This window comes from Leisingera sp. ANG59 (assembly GCF_013317235.1).
Classification (GTDB): Bacteria; Pseudomonadota; Alphaproteobacteria; order Rhodobacterales; family Rhodobacteraceae; genus Leisingera.
Genome location: NZ_WLCM01000003.1, coordinates 1 through 16030, shown reverse-complemented (window position 1 = coordinate 16030; position 16030 = coordinate 1). Strand labels below are relative to the sequence as shown.

Sequence of the window (16030 nt, the reverse complement as noted above, 5' to 3'; positions counted from 1 at the left end):
TGTCAGCCCAGCCCTGCCCGCAGGCAGTCGTGGATGTGCAGCAGGCCTTCGGCTTTTTTCCCGTTCTCCGGGTCCACGACAAACAGGCAGGTGATTTTGCGCTGGTTCATCACCGCAACCGCCTCCTGCGCCATGGCGCCGGGAGCAATGGTGGCCGGATCTGCCGTCATCACCTCAGCTGCGGTCTTGTTCAGCAGCCCGTCCATATGGCGGCGCAGGTCGCCGTCGGTGATGATGCCGGCCAGCGAGCCATCGGCGGCGGCGACGCCGGCGACGCCGAACCCCTTTTGGCTGATTTCAATCAGCGCGTCGGCCATCGGGGTGGTTTCGGAGACCAGCGGCAGCGCGCCGTCCGCGTGCATCAGGTCGCGCACTTTGCTGAGCTGCGCGCCGAGCTTGCCGCCGGGGTGGAAGTCGCGGAAGTTTTCCGGGCGGAAATCGCGGTGCTTCATCAGTGCGATTGCCAGCGCGTCACCCATCGCCAGGGTCAGCGTGGTGGAGATCGAGGGCACCATGCCAAAGCCGCAGGCTTCCCCGAGCGAGGGGATTTGCAAGTGCACGTCGGCCTGTTTCATCAGGGTGCTGTCCATCTTGCTGGACAGGCCGATCAGCGGAATGGCGAAGCGGCGGGTGAAGGCCAGCAGGTTGGCCAGTTCCGGCGCCTCGCCGGAGTTTGAGATCGCCAGAACGACATCGCCTTCGGACAGCATGCCGAGATCGCCGTGGCTGGCCTCAGCTGGGTGCACGAAATAGGCCGGCGTGCCGGTGGAGGCCAGCGTCGCGGCGATCTTGTGGCCGATGTGGCCGGACTTGCCTATGCCGCTGACGATGATGCGGCCCTTGGCCTGCAGGATCAGCTGCACGGCTTCGGCAAAACGCTCATCCAGGCCGTCGGCCAGAGCTTCCAGCGCCTTTGCCTCATCGGTGATCACCTGCCGGGCGGTGACGAGGAATTTTTCAGTATCTGTCATGAGTGGGCAAAGATGTCGATTTCGGGCCAGCCAGCCAGGTCCAGCTTGGCGCGTGTTGGGAGGAAATCGAAACAGGCCTGAGCCATTTCGGTGCGGCCTTCGCGGGCCAGGCGCTTGTCCAGCGCTTCGCGCAGCTTGTGCAGATGCAAGACGTCAGAAGCCGCATAGTCGAGCTGTGCCTCGGTCAGCTCTTTTGCGCCCCAGTCGCTCATCTGCTGCTGTTTGGAGATGTCGAACCCCAGCAGCTCCTGTGTCAGGTTCTTGAGGCCGTGGCGGTCGGTGTAGGTGCGCACCAGGCGGCTGGCGATCTTGGTGCAGTAGACCGGTGCTGCCAGAGCGCCGAAAGCGTGGTACATCGCGGCGATGTCGAAGCGGCCGAAATGGAAGAGTTTCAGCACGTTGGGATCTTCCAGCATCCGGCACAGGTTGGGCGCTACAGTCTGGCCTTTTTCCACCTGCACAATATGGGCATTGCCGTCGCCGCCGGACATCTGGATCACGCAAAGCCGGTCGCGGTGCGGGTTCAGCCCCATTGTCTCGCAATCGATGGCAACAACGGGACCGAGGTCCAGCCCGCCGGGCAGGTCGTTCTTGTACAGGTAATTGGCCACTGGGATTCCCTTTTGATGTTCACCGCACCGGGCTGTGCTGCAGACGAAATAGGCACTTTGGCCCATAAACTCAACTGCGCCATAAGAAGGGATTTGCTGCCAAGAAATGCTGAAGAGCGCTGCCCTGCGAACAAGTCCTTCGCGGGGCAGCGCTTTTGACACAGGTCAGAAGATGAAGTCGTCTGCAGAAAGGCTGCTTAGCTGCACATTTTCAAGCAGGATTGAGCTGTTGTTGCCTGTGTAGATCAGCACACCATCAGCGGTCTGGGTGGATGCTGTTAGAATATCGTCGAAGTTCTCCAGCGCGGACAGTCCGGAGAGCTTGATGCATTCACCGGCTCTACTTGTAGAAAAATCAGTGATGCGGTCGTTCCCGTGGTTGCTGGCGAAGATGAATACATCGGCGCCAGCACCACCGGTGAACAGGTCATCTCCCCCATTGCCAGTCAGGCGGTCGTTGCCCCGGCCACCCAGCAGTGTGTCGTTGCCGGCGCCGCCGAACAGCCGGTCGTTGCCATCGTTGCCGACCAGGCGGTCATTCCCCTGCCTGCCGTACAGCCTGTCATTGCCAGCACCTCCGAAAGTCCGGTCTCTGCCGTGCCCTCCAAGGAGCTGGTCGTGCCCGCCACCGCCGAACAGAGTGTCCTGGCCCCCGCCTCCGTTCAACACATCTGAACCGCCGCCGCCCTGGATCTCGTCATGGCCCCCGTTTGTGCGGATGTCATTCGCGACATGATTTCCCCTTACAGTATCGTTCCCGTCGCCGGTGATCAGATTTTCAACGATCGTCCCCTCGGCAATCCCGACGTTGCCAATCAGGCCTGCGACATCCGAAAAATGGGATGCACGCATGTCAATGCGGTCTCCGGCGTCAAAGCGGCTTGCGTCCAGCGTGTCGGTGCCGCCCTGGTCATAGATGGTAAAGGAGAAATTATTGCCTGTGTAATGGGTTAAGTCTCCGCTGAAAAACTCTCCCAAGGCGCCGGCCAAGTTGGAGCCAGGTCCCCAGACCGTATCGCCCGCGGTTGCACTGCTTTGCCCCGGTGCGCCGTACAAATTCTGAATGGCGATAATATCCGCCATCATCGGCGTCAAAAGCGTGGAATAGCTCGCGTTTACATACGTGTTTTCAGTCTGGCTGAAGTAGGACATGATGGACAGCTGCCAGCTGTCGTTCACAAAATCATTGTCTACGCCGTAAGTTGCGCTGCCGTTGTAGTTGCTTTGGTGCCCTAGTCCCAGCGCGTGGCCGATTTCGTGAACATAGGTCTGGTAAGAGTAGCTGTCGATGCTGGTGCCATATGTGTTCAGCCAGTTTGTCGATACATTGACAAATGATGAGGTGATCACCGATCCGGATGTGTCCGAGGTGGAATAGGCACCGGAGTCCGCGTCGTCGAAGAGGATGTCGGCGGTGCCGACGGTTTCGGCAAACTCCAGATTCGTGACGGTTTCCCACGCATCCAAGGCCCAGCGTGCCAGTTGGCGGCCTTCGGCGGTTAGGCCGGTCAGATTGACGGTTATGACGTTGTCGCTGGTGGTGTCAAAGCTTCTGCCCGCGCGGCCCGTGTCTTCCCAGTAGCCGTCAGTCAGGTAGTTTGCCAGCTCGTCCAGCGTGGCTGGTTCAGGTGTGGGAACCTGCTCAACCGAAATTGTGTAGGTTCCGGTTTTGTTGTCCGCAAAGGCGCCGGCATTGATGTAGTAAGTGCCAGTTGTGATGGCGGTGAATGTAAGAAAAGAATCCAGTGTTCCGCCACTGTCGTCGTTCAGAGTGATGATCGATCCGCTGGAATCATGGAGCCGCAGGTATGGGTCGCTCAGTGTGCCGCCGCCGCTGGTGCTGCCAGCCAGATCGATCTCATAAGTCTGGCCTGCCTCAAGGTTGATGGCGACCCAGTCCCGGTCGCCGCTGCTGGAAAGATTGCCCTGGAACGTGTCGCCGGCTGACATGCTGTATTGTGTCGAAGTGCCGTTTGCGGCGTCCGAGGTTTCAAAAATGCTGGCAAATTCCTGTCCGCTGGAAGAAAAGCTTCCCGGCAATTCATTTTGCACAAGGGTCATGAAATCTGTCCTTTCAAATCATCCGGGTGGCCGGGGTATGCGGAAATGTGTCGGCGCCGCGGGAAAATCTGCACCGGCGGCACAATCTGAAGGAGTATTTAATCAATTGTTGCGGCTCTTTAAAGCCTGGCTTTCCAGGCGCAGCGCTGACGTCAGGTCAGGATAGCGGCATGAAATCACAAGAAAAACGGTCCCAGAATGCACTGCCGCGATTCCGGAAACGAAATGTTTCTGAAGGGGAATGGTGCCCAGGAGAGGACTCGAACCTCCACGTCCATACGGACACTAGCACCTGAAGCTAGCGCGTCTACCAATTCCGCCACCTGGGCAGGTGTCGTGGACCGGCGTATAAGATGGTTTCCCAGGGCCGTCAAACGGAAATGGCTGCCAAAACTTCCGGCAGCGGGTGTCTTGAATTTCGGGCCGCAGCCGCAAGCGCGGCAACTCCATTGCGCTTGTGACAATCCGGACTGATTTCCGGGCATGGCATTCCGGTTTGGAATGCTTGCAGAACGCAAACTCATTGGCGTCATGCCCTGGATTCGCGGATAAAGGCGCGGTCAGTCAGCGTAAGGAGGCCTCATGGACCGCGCTCAGATCGTGCACCAGAATTTCCTGGACCGGGTCAAGGCCGGGAATCTGCCTGCAGGCGCTGCACCAGCAGGGCCGCTGGCCACGGCGGAAGCGGTTTCGGCCTTCCGCGCGCAGGTCCTGAGCCGGGCGTTGGACCTGACCAGCCGCGACATGCAGAAAGCGGGGCAGGGATTCTATACCATCGGCTCTTCCGGGCATGAGGGGATGGCGGCGGTGGCGCGCGCCTTGCGTCCGGCCGATATGGCGTTCCTGCACTACCGGGATGCGGCGTTCCAGATCGCCCGTGCCGATCAGGTGCCGGGGCAGCGGATTGCCTGGGACATGCTGCTGTCCTTTGCCTGTTCCAGCGAAGACCCGACCTCGGGCGGGCGGCACAAGGTGCTGGGCTCCAAGGCGTTAATGATCCCGCCGCAGACCTCGACCATTGCCTCGCATCTGCCCAAGGCGGTGGGCGCAGCCTATTCCATCTGTGCTGCCAAGCGGCACCAGCCGGAGCATCAGCTGCTGCCGGAGGATGCCATCGTCATGTGTTCCTTCGGGGATGCGTCTGCCAACCACTCGACGGCACAAGGGGCGATTAACACCGCGGGCTGGACCTCGGTTCAGTCGGTGCCGCTGCCCTTGCTGTTCGTCTGCGAGGACAACGGTATCGGGATTTCGACAAAGACGCCGAAAGGGTGGATCGAGGCCTCGATGGCTGGGCGGCCGGGCATCCGGTATTTCAAGGCGGACGGGCTGGATATCTACAACGCTTATGCGGTGGCGCAAGAGGCGGCGGAGTATGTGCGGACGCGCAAGAAGCCGGCATTCCTGCATCTGCGCACCGTGCGTCTGTATGGCCATGCCGGGGCGGATGTGCCGACCACCTATATGGCCAAGGCCGAGGTGGAGGCGGATGAGGCCAATGATCCGCTGCTGCATTCGGTGCGGTTGCTGAGCGAGGCTGGCGCGCTGCATCCCGAGGACGCGCTGAACATCTACACGGACACCTGCGCGCGGGTGGAGCGGATCCGGGCCGAAGCAGTAACACGGCCGCATTTGAAAACCGCGGCGGATGTCGCGGCCAGTCTGATCCCGCCGAAGCGGGCGTGTGCGCCCACCAACGGCCCGAGTGCCGAAGCGCGCGCCGCGGCCTTTGGCAGCGACATGCGGGCGATGGAAGAGCCGCAGCCGATGTCGCGGCTGATCAACTGGGCGCTGACCGATCTGATGCTGGAGCATGGCGAGATCGTCATGATGGGCGAGGATGTGGGCCGCAAGGGCGGGGTCTATGGCGTCAGCCAGAAGCTGCAGCAGCGGTTCGGGCCGGACCGTGTGATCGACACGCTGCTGGATGAGCAGTCGATCCTGGGGCTGGCAATCGGCATGGGGCACAACGGGTTCCTTCCCATCCCGGAAATCCAGTTCCTTGCCTATCTGCACAACGCCGAGGACCAGCTGCGCGGCGAGGCGGCGACGCTGCCGTTTTTCTCCAACGGGCAGTTTTCAAACCCGATGGTTCTGCGGATTGCCGGGCTGGGGTACCAGAAGGGCTTTGGCGGCCATTTCCACAATGACAACTCGCTGGCGGTGCTGCGGGATATTCCGGGGATCGTGATTGCCTGCCCGTCGGACGGGGCCGAGGCGGCGATGATGATGCGCGAAGCAGTGCGGCTGGCGCGCGAGGAGCAGCGGGTGGTGGTTTTCCTCGAGCCCATCGCGTTGTATCCGATGCGGGACCTGCATGAGGCGAAGGATGGCGGCTGGATGCGGACCTACCCGTCGCCGGACCGGCGGATTGGCTTGGGCGAGGTTGGCGTGCATGGCGACGGCGCGGATCTGGCGATCGTGACCTATGGCAACGGGCGGTATCTCTCTGCCCAGGCGCAGGCAGAGCTGGCGGCGCAGGGTGTGAACGCCCGGGTCGTGGATCTGCGCTGGCTGGCGCCCTTGCCGGAGGCGGCGCTGCTGGAAGCCGTCAAAGGCTGCAAGAACGTGCTGATCGTTGACGAGTGCCGTGTCACCGGCAGCCAGTCGGAGGCGCTGATGGCGCTGTTTTCTGAGCAAAGCGATATCCCCACTGCGCGGATCGCCGCCAGCGATTGCTTTATCGCAACCGGGCCTGCCTATGGCGCGACGCTGCCGTCGAAGGACAGTATCTTTGAGGCTGCAATGAAGCTGGCAGGAGACAAGAAATGACCCGCACCGCTGTTCTGATCTGCCCGGGAAGGGGCACCTACAACAAGGCGGAGCTGGGGTATCTGCACCGCCACCACGCGGACAAGGCGGCCCTGTTTGCGGGCTTTGACGCGCAGCGGCGGGAGGCTGGGCAGGAAGAGGTCACGGCGCTGGATGGCGCCACCCGGTATTCGGTGTCGAAGTATTCCCGGGGGGATATTGCCTCGCCGCTGATCTATGCCTCGGCACTGGCGGATGCACAGTCGCTGGCAGAGGATATCGAGGTGGTTGCCGTCACCGGCAACTCTATGGGCTGGTACATCGCGCTGGCGGCGGCCGGGGCGCTGAGTGCGGCGGACGGGTTCAAGGTGGTGAACACCATGGGCACGCTGATGCAGGAGCAGCTGATCGGCGGCCAGCTGGTCTATCCCTTTGCTGGGCCGGATTGGCAGGATGATTCCGCGCGCAAGGCGGAGCTGCTGACGCTGGCGGCAGAGATCAATGCGCGCGAGGGGCATGATCTGGCGCTCTCGATCGATCTGGGCGGGTTGCTGGTGCTGGCCGGGAACGAGGCCGGGCTGACGGCGTTTGAGGCGGCAGTGCCGGTGGTGGAAGAGCGTTTTCCGATGCGGCTGGCCAACCACGCAGCGTTCCATACCGCGCTGCAGGCGCCGGTGGCGGCAGAGGGGCGCAAGCGGCTGGGGGCGGAGATGTTCACCCAGCCGGAGGTGCCGCTGATCGACGGGCGCGGGCATATCTGGTGGCCGGGTGCGACGGACACTCGGGCTCTTTGGGATTACACCTTGGGGCATCAGGTGGTGGAGTCCTATGACTTCACCCGTGCGGTGCAGAATGCGGCCTGCGAGTTTGCGCCGGACCTGTTCATCGTGACCGGCCCCGGTACCACGCTGGGCGGCGCGGTGGCGCAATCTCTGGTGCAATGCGGCTGGCAGGGGATGACTGGCAAGGAGGCCTTCAAGACACGCCAGTCGAAGGATCCGCTGCTGGTCTCCATGGGGGATCAGGCGCAGCGCGGAATTGCAAGCGGCTGAGTGAAGGGTGGCGGAAAGCTCCCGCGCCTGTTGCCTGCATCGAAGATGCCAGCAAAGCAGCCTTGGGCGTGGCCCTGCCCTGCGGGCAGGGCGGAAGGGTATTTGCTGAGAAGGCCTTCAGGGGCGGGTTTGCCCTGAAAGCCCTTATCCAGTGTGTATGTTCAGCCCCGCCTCAAGGGTAAACCGCGCCAAAGCGCGGCGGCTGCGCCGCCCTTGACCCGGGGTTGAACAGGCGGATGGGGGGTTATTCGGCCGCGGCCTGCGGTTCCGTTCTCGCTGGGATGGCATAGCAGGTCACCGGCTGGGAGACATTGTGCAGGCTGACCGCGCCCAGAGGGATGCCCTGCGAGGGATCTTTCAGGATGTCGCAGCTGACGACGACCGGATAATCGACCGTCTTGCCATAGTCGCCCAGCCGGGCCGCGATATTGGCGGCCTGGCCGATCACCGTGAAGTCCAGCCGCTCCCGCGAGCCGACGTTTCCATAGGTCACCCGGCCATAGGCGATGCCGATGGCGGCTTCGCAGCGGTGGCCGTTCTCTTCGCCCGCGATTTCCTCCAGCCGGGCCACGATGGCGCAGGCGCTGTCCAGCGCCTGAGTGCGCGCCCGTTCCGGGTCGCTGCCCGCCGGGAACACCGCCAGCACAGCGTCGCCGATGAACTTGAGCACCTCGCCGCCGTGGTCATGCACGATGGTCGAGGCGGTCTCGAAGAACTGGTTCAGAAGCGCGATATAGTCCTGGCGGCCCAGCTCTTCCTCCAGCCTGGTGGAGCCGCGCAGGTCGCAGAACATGATGGCGGCGTTGATCTCGTCGCCGTCGCCGCGGCGGATCTCTCCGCCGAGCACCCGGGCGCCGGTGCGCTTGCCGACGTAGGTTTCCAGCAGCGACTGGGCGTTTTCGCGCTGCATGAAAATTTCGTAGTATCGGGCGATCACGTCGGAGCATTCGAAGATCAGCCCCAGGTTGGCGGTGGAGAAGCCGTTCGGATGGTCGCTGGTCAGGGTCAGCACATTGATCCGCCCATCCGAGAACCGCAGCGGCATCGCGACATAGTCGGTGGCGCCTTCCTTGCGGAGGTCTTCGAGGATCGGGAAGGCATCGTCGGTGCAGCAGCTGTCCAGCCGGTGGCGCACGCCGCCCAGCCCGTTGGAGACATGCCGCAACGGGCTGTTCCGGTAGGCGGGGTGGTCGTGGATTTCGTATGACGGGGCATAGGTTGTGACCTCGCCTGTCTTTTTTTGCCAGATGTAGTTCTTGCCGGCGATCAGAGGGTGCAGAGACCAGGCCATGACCGAGAGGCGGGACAGGTAGATACCCTGCTCCACGAATTTTTCCGCCAAAGCGGCGGTCAGCGCTTCGGGGGTCGGAACCATTGAGGCATCGCGCAGCAGCCAGTCGATCACCGGACCTGAGATATTGCCGTAATCCGGCATCTCCACGGTGTTGCTGCCAAAATCGAATTCGACTTCTGCTCCGGGCATGAAACCGATGTGGCCGGAAATGGCGGCGGCCTCCGGCATGGCATCCTCATAGGCCCAGACGCCGTTATGCACAGCGCCGCCGGGGAACAGGATGTCGCGGTAACTGGCGGTGCCCTTGAAGGGGCAGAATGTTTGCAGGGGAGTACGGGAAGAAAGGGGTACTGTCACATCTTCCGCCGGGAAGTAGACCGCCGGAGGGAGCCGGGTTTCGTACATCACCTTGGCCCGGGTGCTTTGCGCCAGAACAGTACCATCGCGGCGGGCGGCGACCACGCCTTGCAGCGGTTCGACAACAATGCCGTAGCCCCGGTTGCGGGTCTGCACCTGTGTATCCATCCCTAGATTCCTTGTCCCTTGAGCCGGTGAAACGGCAAAAACAGGACCGGCCGGCGCAGGCCGGTTCTGGACTATTTGGGGGTTTCGTGCAGATTTTCCAGTGGTGGACACACGATATTGAGCGGAACGGAGCGGTGGGTCAGACCATGCGGATCACGTCCTTGCTGATCGCCAGGACATAGCCGCGTTTGGCGATGTTCTTGACCAAGAGCTCGCTGACCATCTGATTGCCCAAGGTGTCCCTCAGGCGCTTGATCCGGGTGGCGCCGGCGGCCTCCTCGCAATCTGCGGACGTGCGGCCGGAAATCACGGCCTCGATCTCGGCACCGGACAGGACCTCGTCGTCCAGCCGCGCCTCGGCCAGAACCGAGAGGGTTTCCATCGCGGCGGGTGTCAGCTTGAACCCCATGCTGTTGAGGTAGACGGTGTTCTCATCGCGGCTGATCAGCAGCTCGTTCACCTGAATGCCGGAGCGTTCGATCTGGGCCATGCGGCGGTTCAGCATCACCAGCATGCCCAGCACCGCCAGCGCTGCGACCATCATGGCGGTGGCAAAGACCAGCAGCACAAAGATCACCATCCGGTAGCTGGTCAAAGTGTCGGCAAAAGCGGTGCCGGACTGGGCCAGAATTTCCAGCAGCTTGATTTCAGCCTGGGTGGTCAGGTCGTTTTCCACGAACAATTGCTCAACCCGGGCGTTGAAGGCATTGGCGTCAGGCAGGGCCAGCAGCAGAATCGTGCCGGCAATGGCCAGAAGGGCGACGATGGCGGCGATGCCGATTGCGATGACCCTGCTGCCGGCAGCGCGGGTTTCAAAAACGGAGATAGTAGGGTCCGGCATCTGCCTTCCTTTGCTGCAGGCCTTCGGCGCCGAAGACGGAGAGGACATTCAATAGCGTCCACCCGGCCGGAGCGATGCGGGCCTGGATTTCACCGCGGGCGGCTTGCTTCTGGCAGGCGCCGGACAGCCGAATCACACCGTAGTGCAGGCGCAGCGGGTTGTCCTGCTTGGCCTTGTAGTCGGCATAGCAGTCAGCGGCCTGGGCCGGCGCGGAAAGCGCCAGAAGGAAGGCCGCAAGGGCGGGGATCAGAAGGGGCTGTTTCATGTTTGCATCCTGCGTCCGGTCTGCTTGAAATTCAATAACAGCAGGGGGTTGGAGCGGCTGATATCCGATAACAAGCCGCCGATATTGCTTGTCCGGAAGGGGCGGGAGCAGGCTGGGGTCATCAAGGCGCATTGGCTGCGCGACAATCTATTTCTGAGAAAGGTCCTGATATGACCCGGACACCCCGCCCGCAACCGCACCGCAAATTCATTGCTTTGATCGTAGCTGTATCCATCGCCATCACCGGCTTCTCGGCGGCCCCAGCCCGCGCCGATGAAGACGTCGCAAAAATCCTCGGCGGCCTGGCGCTGCTGGGAATCCTCGGCGCCGCCATCAAGCATTCGAGGGATAAGGATGGCCATGCAGTGACGCATAACTACTCGCCGCCGCCGCACAACCATTCCCTTGGCGGCCACAATTACCGGGGCTACAGCCGCGATGACAGGTATGTGAAACCGCTGCCGCCGCGGGTGCGCCGCTATGACCTGCCGTCCCGTTGCCTGAAGTATTTCCCGCGCTACAGCCGCAACCACCCGCTGGTCGGCAAAGACTGCCTGGAGCGCAGCTATGGCCACACCAAGGCCCTGCCGCAGTCCTGCCGGTTGACGTTCTGGAACGGCAAGCGCCATCGCACCGGCTACAAGCCGGGCTGCCTCAACAGCCACGGCTACCGGCTGGTTCGGCGCTGAGCTTGAATTCAGATTCGAGCAGCAGCAAACTGCGGGGCTTCGGCCCCCCTTTTTTTGCGGCTGCCCTTGCATAACCGGCAGGCATTGGCTTTGACGGAAGGATGACACAGCCCGATTACAGCCTTGAAGCCGCCGCCCTTGCGCAAGGGCACCTGAGGATTGCCGGAGTGGATGAGGTGGGCCGCGGGCCGCTGGCCGGGCCGGTGACGGCCGCGGCTGTTGTCCTGGATGCGGCCGCAATCCCCGAAGGCCTGAACGACTCCAAGAAACTGAGCCTGAAAAAGCGCGAGGCGCTGGAAGGCAAGATCCTGTCCTCCGCGCAGGCGGCCATTGCCCACGCAACGGTGGAAGAGATTGATTCCCTGAATATTTTGCGCGCCTCCCATCTGGCGATGGAGCGCGCGGTCGCGGCGCTGGACCCGGCGCCGGATTACCTGCTGATTGACGGCAACCTGATCCCCAAGGGGCTGGTTTTGCCCAACGAAGCGGTTGTCAAAGGCGATGCCAAATCCCTGTCGATTGCTGCGGCCTCGATCATCGCCAAACTGGCACGCGACCGGATCATGGTGGATTTGGCGCAACAGTTCCCCGGTTATGGGTGGGAGAAAAACGCAGGCTATCCCTCGAAACAGCACCGGGATGCGCTAGTTCAGCTGGGCGTAACCCCACATCATCGGCGCTCCTTTAAGCCGGTACACAATATCTTGTATCAAGAGTGAACCGTAAGGCGTTGTTGTAATAAACAAATTGACCTCGAATCCGCGATGACTCATCCTGTGGACAACCTAATGAGCGCAAAAATGCGCCGCGGTTATGAGGCAGAGCAATGAATAAAACCATGACAAAGGGCGCGGCAGCGCTCCCTTTAAACACGATTATTGGCGGGGACTGCGTCGAAGCGATGAACAGTCTGCCGGCCAATTCGGTTGATCTGATCTTTGCGGATCCGCCGTATAACCTTCAGCTGAAAGGCCAGCTGCACCGCCCGGACAACTCCAAAGTCGATGCCGTTGATGACCATTGGGATCAATTTTCCAGCTTTCAGGCATATGACAACTTCACCCGCGATTGGCTGAAGGCGGCGCGCCGGGTGTTGAAGCCGAACGGCTCGATATGGGTGATCGGTTCCTACCACAACATCTTCCGCGTCGGTGCCGTGCTGCAGGACGAAGGCTACTGGGTGCTGAACGATGTCATCTGGCGCAAGTCGAACCCGATGCCGAATTTTCGTGGCAAACGCTTCACCAACGCGCATGAGACCATGATCTGGGCGTCCAAGTCCGAGGGCGCGAAGTACACCTTCAACTACGAAGCGCTGAAGGCGCTGAACGAAGGCATTCAGATGCGCAGCGACTGGGTGCTGCCGATCTGCACCGGCCATGAGCGGCTGAAGGACGAAAACGGCGACAAGGCGCATCCGACCCAGAAGCCGGAATCGCTGCTGCACCGGATCCTGGTTGGCGCGACCAACCCGGGCGACGTGGTGCTGGACCCGTTTTTCGGCACCGGAACAACCGGCGCGGTGGCAAAGATGCTGGGCCGCGAGTTCATCGGCATCGAGCGCGAGGAAGCCTACCGCAAGGTGGCGGAGAAGCGGATCAAGGCGGTGCGCAAGTTTGACCGCGAGGCGCTGGAGGTTTCCGCCAGCAAGCGCGCGGCGCCGCGGGTGCCCTTCGGCCAGCTGGTCGAGCGCGGCATGCTGCGCCCGGGCGAGGAGCTTTATTCGATGAACCGCCGCCACAAGGCCAAAGTGCGGGCTGACGGCACGCTGGTCGGCGACAACGTCAAGGGGTCGATCCATCAGGTGGGCGCGCATCTGGAGAACGCGCCGTCCTGCAACGGCTGGACTTACTGGTGCTTCAAGCGCGATGGCAAGACGGTGCCGATCGACGTGCTGCGCCAGCAGATCCGGGCTGAGATGCAGAACTGACGACCGCCATTTCAGAACACTACAGTCTATTGCAGGCGCCTGTGCTTTTGCGCAGGCGCACACCTTGCCCCGCCCGCCGAAGGCGGGGTTTTTTGCTTCTGTGCGGCCCGATGCGCTATTCCCTGTGAATTGCGGGGCAATTATCTGAAGTTCCGGCACCGCAGCAGCCAGCGGGCAGAAGGGAAAGCCAATGACCGATACCGCGTTTGCGTCTGGAACCAGCGCCGCCAAGGCGGCGGAAACCGGCAGCTTGCAGCAGGCCTCGCCTGCGGAAAGCCGATTCGCAGAGGCGGCGCTGGACGAACACAAGCGGCGCGGGCTGCAGCTTGCGGTGCGGGCGCGCTGGATCGCGCTGCCCATCATCGCGGTCTTCATCGCCTTCCTGAACCCGGTCTGGAGCGTGCTGTATTACCACGGCATTCTTGCGCTCTTGTGTCTCAATGGCTGGTTCATCAGCCGGGCGGGCAAGGTCGGCAGGTCGCGTCTGGAGCTGTTCCTGATCTTCCTCGACCTCCTCATCATGACTTATGGCCTGATCGTGCCCAACCCGTTCGACAGCCGTGTCATACCGGCGGCCATGTATTACCGGTTCGATAACTTTCAGTATTTCTTTATCATCCTTGCGGCTGGCACCATGGCCTATTCCTGGCGCACGGTGATTGCCATCGGCACCTGGACGGCAATGATGTGGCTGAGCGCGCTGGCCCTTGTCTGGTGGTTCTCCCGCCCGGTTCCGGGACTAACGGAAGCGGTGAACGCGGCCCTGAACTTTAGCCCGGAGCTGGCGGAGTTTTTCGATCCTAACAGTTTTGTCGTGCGGCTGCGGGTGCAGGAGGCGGTGGTTTTTGTGCTGGTGGCGGTGACGCTGGGCTTCTCGGTGCGCCGGTTCAACGGGCTGCTGCGGAGCAATGCCAGCCTGACACGGGAGCGGGCCAACCTGTCGCGCTACTTCTCGCCCAATGTGGTGGAGCAGCTGTCGCAGAACGACGAGCCGCTGAAACAGGTCCGCAGCGAGAACGTGGCGGTGCTGTTCATCGATATCGTCGGCTTTACCCGGTTGTCGGCGGGGATGGACCCGCGGGCGGTGATTGACTTGCTGCGTGAATTCCACGGCCGGATGGAGCGCGAGGTGTTCCGCCATCACGGCACATTGGACAAGTATCTGGGAGACGGGCTGATGGCGACCTTTGGCACGCCGGTGGCCGGCAAGCAGGACGCCACGAATGCGCTGGCCTGCGCCCACGCGATGCGGGTGTCGCTTGCAAGATGGAACCGGGACCGCGCCAAACAGGGGAAGCCTGAGATCCGGGCCGGGATCGGTATTCATTATGGCGAGGCGCTGCTGGGCGATATCGGTGCCAACCGGCTGGAATACGCGGTTCTGGGCATGACGGTGAACATCGCTGCGCGGCTGGAGAACCTGACGCGCAGGCTGCAGGCCAGTATTGTTGTCAGCGAAACGATGGCCGCGCAGGTCAAGGTTGAACTAGCCGGGTTGGACCTGCTGGACGGCGCAGCCCGCCATCCGGATCAGGAAGTGCGCGGGCTGGATCAGCCGATGACGGTCTTGGTTTGGGCCTGACCTCTAACGCGGCATCGGGTTCTGCGCCTTGTTATATGCGTGCCAATCGGTGATTTCAGGATAGTAGGTCTGCCGCCAGCGGCGCACCCTCGGGTTCATCACCCGCCGCCACAAGGGCGGAATCATTGCGGCAATGGTCATTACCGGATAGCCGTAGGGCAGTTGCGGCGCGTCGGCCTCTGTATAGTTCTGAAGCAGCGGAAAGCGGCGGTTCGGCTTGTAATGGTGGTCCGAATGGCGCTGCAGATTGATCAGCAGCCAGTTCGACGCCTTGTGCGCCGCATTCCAGGAGTGCCGCGGCTGGACCGGTTCGTATTTGCCGTCGCCCAGGTGTTTGCGGGTCAGCCCGTAATGCTCGACATAGTTGACCACCTCCAGCTGCCAGATGGCGGTGCCCGCCTGCACCAGGAACAAGAGCACGCCGGTCAGCCCGCCCAGTAGCAGAGCCAGCAGAAGCATGGCCGCTTGCAGGGCCCAGTAGCGGAAAAACGGGTTGGAAAGGTCGGTCCAAGGGCGGTTTTTCTTGGAAAGCTTTTCTTTCTCGGCGCGGAAGGCGGAATGCCAGCATTGCTGCAGAACCCGCGGATAGAAGCGGTGGAAGCCTTCGTTGTATCGCGCTGTGACAGGATCGCGCGGTGTGCCGACATAGCGGTGGTGCACCAGCAGATGTTCGGAGCGGAAATGCGAGTACAGCACCATCGCCAGCAGAATGTCCCCCAGCCAGCGTTCCACCCGGCTGGACTGGTGCATCAGCTCGTGGCTGTAGTTGATGCCAACCGCGCCGGTGACGACGCCAACACCAAAGAACGCGGCGAATTTTTCGAACGCGCTCAGATGCTCTGCACCGCTGACGTACCAGATCAGGCCGAACAGTGTGAGGAACTGAAGCGGCGCCCAGGCCGCAGTCAGTGCCTTGTACCACTTGAGGTCGCTGTCCGGTGTTTCCGGGTCGGCGTTTTCCAGATTGAGCCCGAACATCCCATCCAGCACCGCAAACAGGTGCCAGGTCACGAGTGGCGGCAGCAGTAGCGCCCAGCCGCCCTGCAGCGCCGCGATCCAGACCAGCGGCAGCAGCAGGAAAGACATCCAGAACGGCAGGGCGCTTTGCCAGCGGGAAAGAGTTTCGGGGGCAATCATGCCAAGTCTCCCAAATCAGTCAGCGCGCGTTTGGGGCAACCCTATGCCCAGACATTTGAAAACCCAATAGGGGCGCAGGGTAACCTAGCGGCCTTTGTAAAGATCGAAGGCTTTGCGCATCACCGTTGGCAGGCTGGAAGGGCGGAAATGGTGGCGCGTGATCAGTTCCTGATCCGTGTTTTGATTGAACCCAGCGGGGAGTTCAGCAGTCATGACACGCAGAATCAGATGAAAATGGGTGAACGTGTGCCGGACCTCGCCATCAAGCTCCTGCCAGCCAGCTTCAAAGGGAGGGGCGGGGGTGGGGGCGTCGCTCCAGTC

The 16030-nt window shown here is 62.0% G+C and carries 13 protein-coding genes, 1 tRNA gene and 1 pseudogene; 6 read left to right on the top strand and 9 right to left on the bottom strand.

Annotation, left to right across the window (positions count from 1 at the left end):
* Positions 1-2: 2 nt before the first annotated feature.
* The 4 genes from GKC28_RS03290 to GKC28_RS03275 all read right to left on the bottom strand — a co-directional run bounded on the left by GKC28_RS03290 (position 3) and on the right by GKC28_RS03275 (position 3972).
* On the bottom strand, positions 3-971 hold the full coding sequence (locus tag GKC28_RS03290) for an SIS domain-containing protein (protein ID WP_174145112.1): 969 nt from the start codon (positions 969-971) through the stop codon (positions 3-5).
* Positions 968-1582: a ribonuclease D gene (locus tag GKC28_RS03285; RefSeq protein WP_174145111.1), complete on the bottom strand. Its 615-nt coding sequence runs from the start codon at positions 1580-1582 to the stop codon at positions 968-970. The genes GKC28_RS03290 and GKC28_RS03285 overlap by 4 nt, the downstream gene beginning before the upstream one ends.
* Positions 1583-1747: 165 nt before the next feature.
* A complete protein-coding gene (locus tag GKC28_RS03280; protein ID WP_174145110.1) occupies positions 1748-3643 on the bottom strand; it encodes a M10 family metallopeptidase C-terminal domain-containing protein in 1896 nt (631 codons plus the stop codon).
* 242 nt (positions 3644-3885) lie between these two features.
* Positions 3886-3972: transfer RNA gene (locus GKC28_RS03275), tRNA-Leu, on the bottom strand.
* A gap of 253 nt (positions 3973-4225) precedes the next feature.
* Between GKC28_RS03275 and GKC28_RS03270 the strand changes: the two genes are divergently transcribed.
* Complete coding sequence (locus GKC28_RS03270) at positions 4226-6415, top strand: dehydrogenase E1 component subunit alpha/beta (protein WP_174145109.1); 2190 nt, start codon at positions 4226-4228, stop codon at positions 6413-6415.
* On the top strand, positions 6412-7446 hold the full coding sequence (locus GKC28_RS03265; RefSeq protein ID WP_174145108.1) for an ACP S-malonyltransferase: 1035 nt from the start codon (positions 6412-6414) through the stop codon (positions 7444-7446). The genes GKC28_RS03270 and GKC28_RS03265 overlap by 4 nt, the downstream gene beginning before the upstream one ends.
* Positions 7447-7690: 244 nt before the next feature.
* On the opposite strand, the gene GKC28_RS03260 is transcribed toward GKC28_RS03265, so the two are convergent.
* The 3 genes from GKC28_RS03260 to GKC28_RS03250 form a co-directional block, all read right to left on the bottom strand.
* The gene (locus GKC28_RS03260) at positions 7691-9265 is read right to left on the bottom strand and encodes a DUF427 domain-containing protein (RefSeq protein ID WP_174145107.1); all 1575 of its coding nucleotides are present in this window, start codon (positions 9263-9265) and stop codon (positions 7691-7693) included.
* Between the two features lie 139 nt (positions 9266-9404).
* On the bottom strand, positions 9405-10106 hold the full coding sequence (locus GKC28_RS03255) for a hypothetical protein (protein WP_174145106.1): 702 nt from the start codon (positions 10104-10106) through the stop codon (positions 9405-9407).
* Positions 10078-10371, bottom strand: a complete 294-nt coding sequence (locus GKC28_RS03250; RefSeq protein ID WP_174145105.1) for a hypothetical protein — start codon at positions 10369-10371, stop codon at positions 10078-10080. The genes GKC28_RS03255 and GKC28_RS03250 overlap by 29 nt, the downstream gene beginning before the upstream one ends.
* A 170-nt stretch (positions 10372-10541) precedes the next feature.
* Here GKC28_RS03250 and GKC28_RS03245 point away from each other — a divergent pair, with 170 nt between their 5' ends.
* The 4 genes from GKC28_RS03245 to GKC28_RS03230 all read left to right on the top strand — a co-directional run bounded on the left by GKC28_RS03245 (position 10542) and on the right by GKC28_RS03230 (position 14572).
* Positions 10542-11060, top strand: coding sequence for a hypothetical protein (locus GKC28_RS03245; protein WP_174145104.1), 519 nt, complete (start codon positions 10542-10544; stop codon positions 11058-11060).
* 101 nt (positions 11061-11161) lie between these two features.
* The gene (locus tag GKC28_RS03240; protein WP_174145103.1) at positions 11162-11779 is read left to right on the top strand and encodes a ribonuclease HII; all 618 of its coding nucleotides are present in this window, start codon (positions 11162-11164) and stop codon (positions 11777-11779) included.
* 107 nt (positions 11780-11886) lie between these two features.
* The gene (locus GKC28_RS03235) at positions 11887-12990 is read left to right on the top strand and encodes a site-specific DNA-methyltransferase (RefSeq protein WP_174145102.1); all 1104 of its coding nucleotides are present in this window, start codon (positions 11887-11889) and stop codon (positions 12988-12990) included.
* 190 nt (positions 12991-13180) lie between these two features.
* A complete protein-coding gene (locus GKC28_RS03230; protein ID WP_174145101.1) occupies positions 13181-14572 on the top strand; it encodes an adenylate/guanylate cyclase domain-containing protein in 1392 nt (463 codons plus the stop codon).
* Between the two features lie 3 nt (positions 14573-14575).
* On the opposite strand, the gene GKC28_RS03225 is transcribed toward GKC28_RS03230, so the two are convergent.
* Complete coding sequence (locus GKC28_RS03225) at positions 14576-15709, bottom strand: alkane 1-monooxygenase (protein WP_174145100.1); 1134 nt, start codon at positions 15707-15709, stop codon at positions 14576-14578.
* An 84-nt stretch (positions 15710-15793) separates the two neighbouring features.
* Positions 15794-16030, bottom strand: a pseudogene (locus GKC28_RS03220) (NUDIX domain-containing protein); the annotation flags it as partial.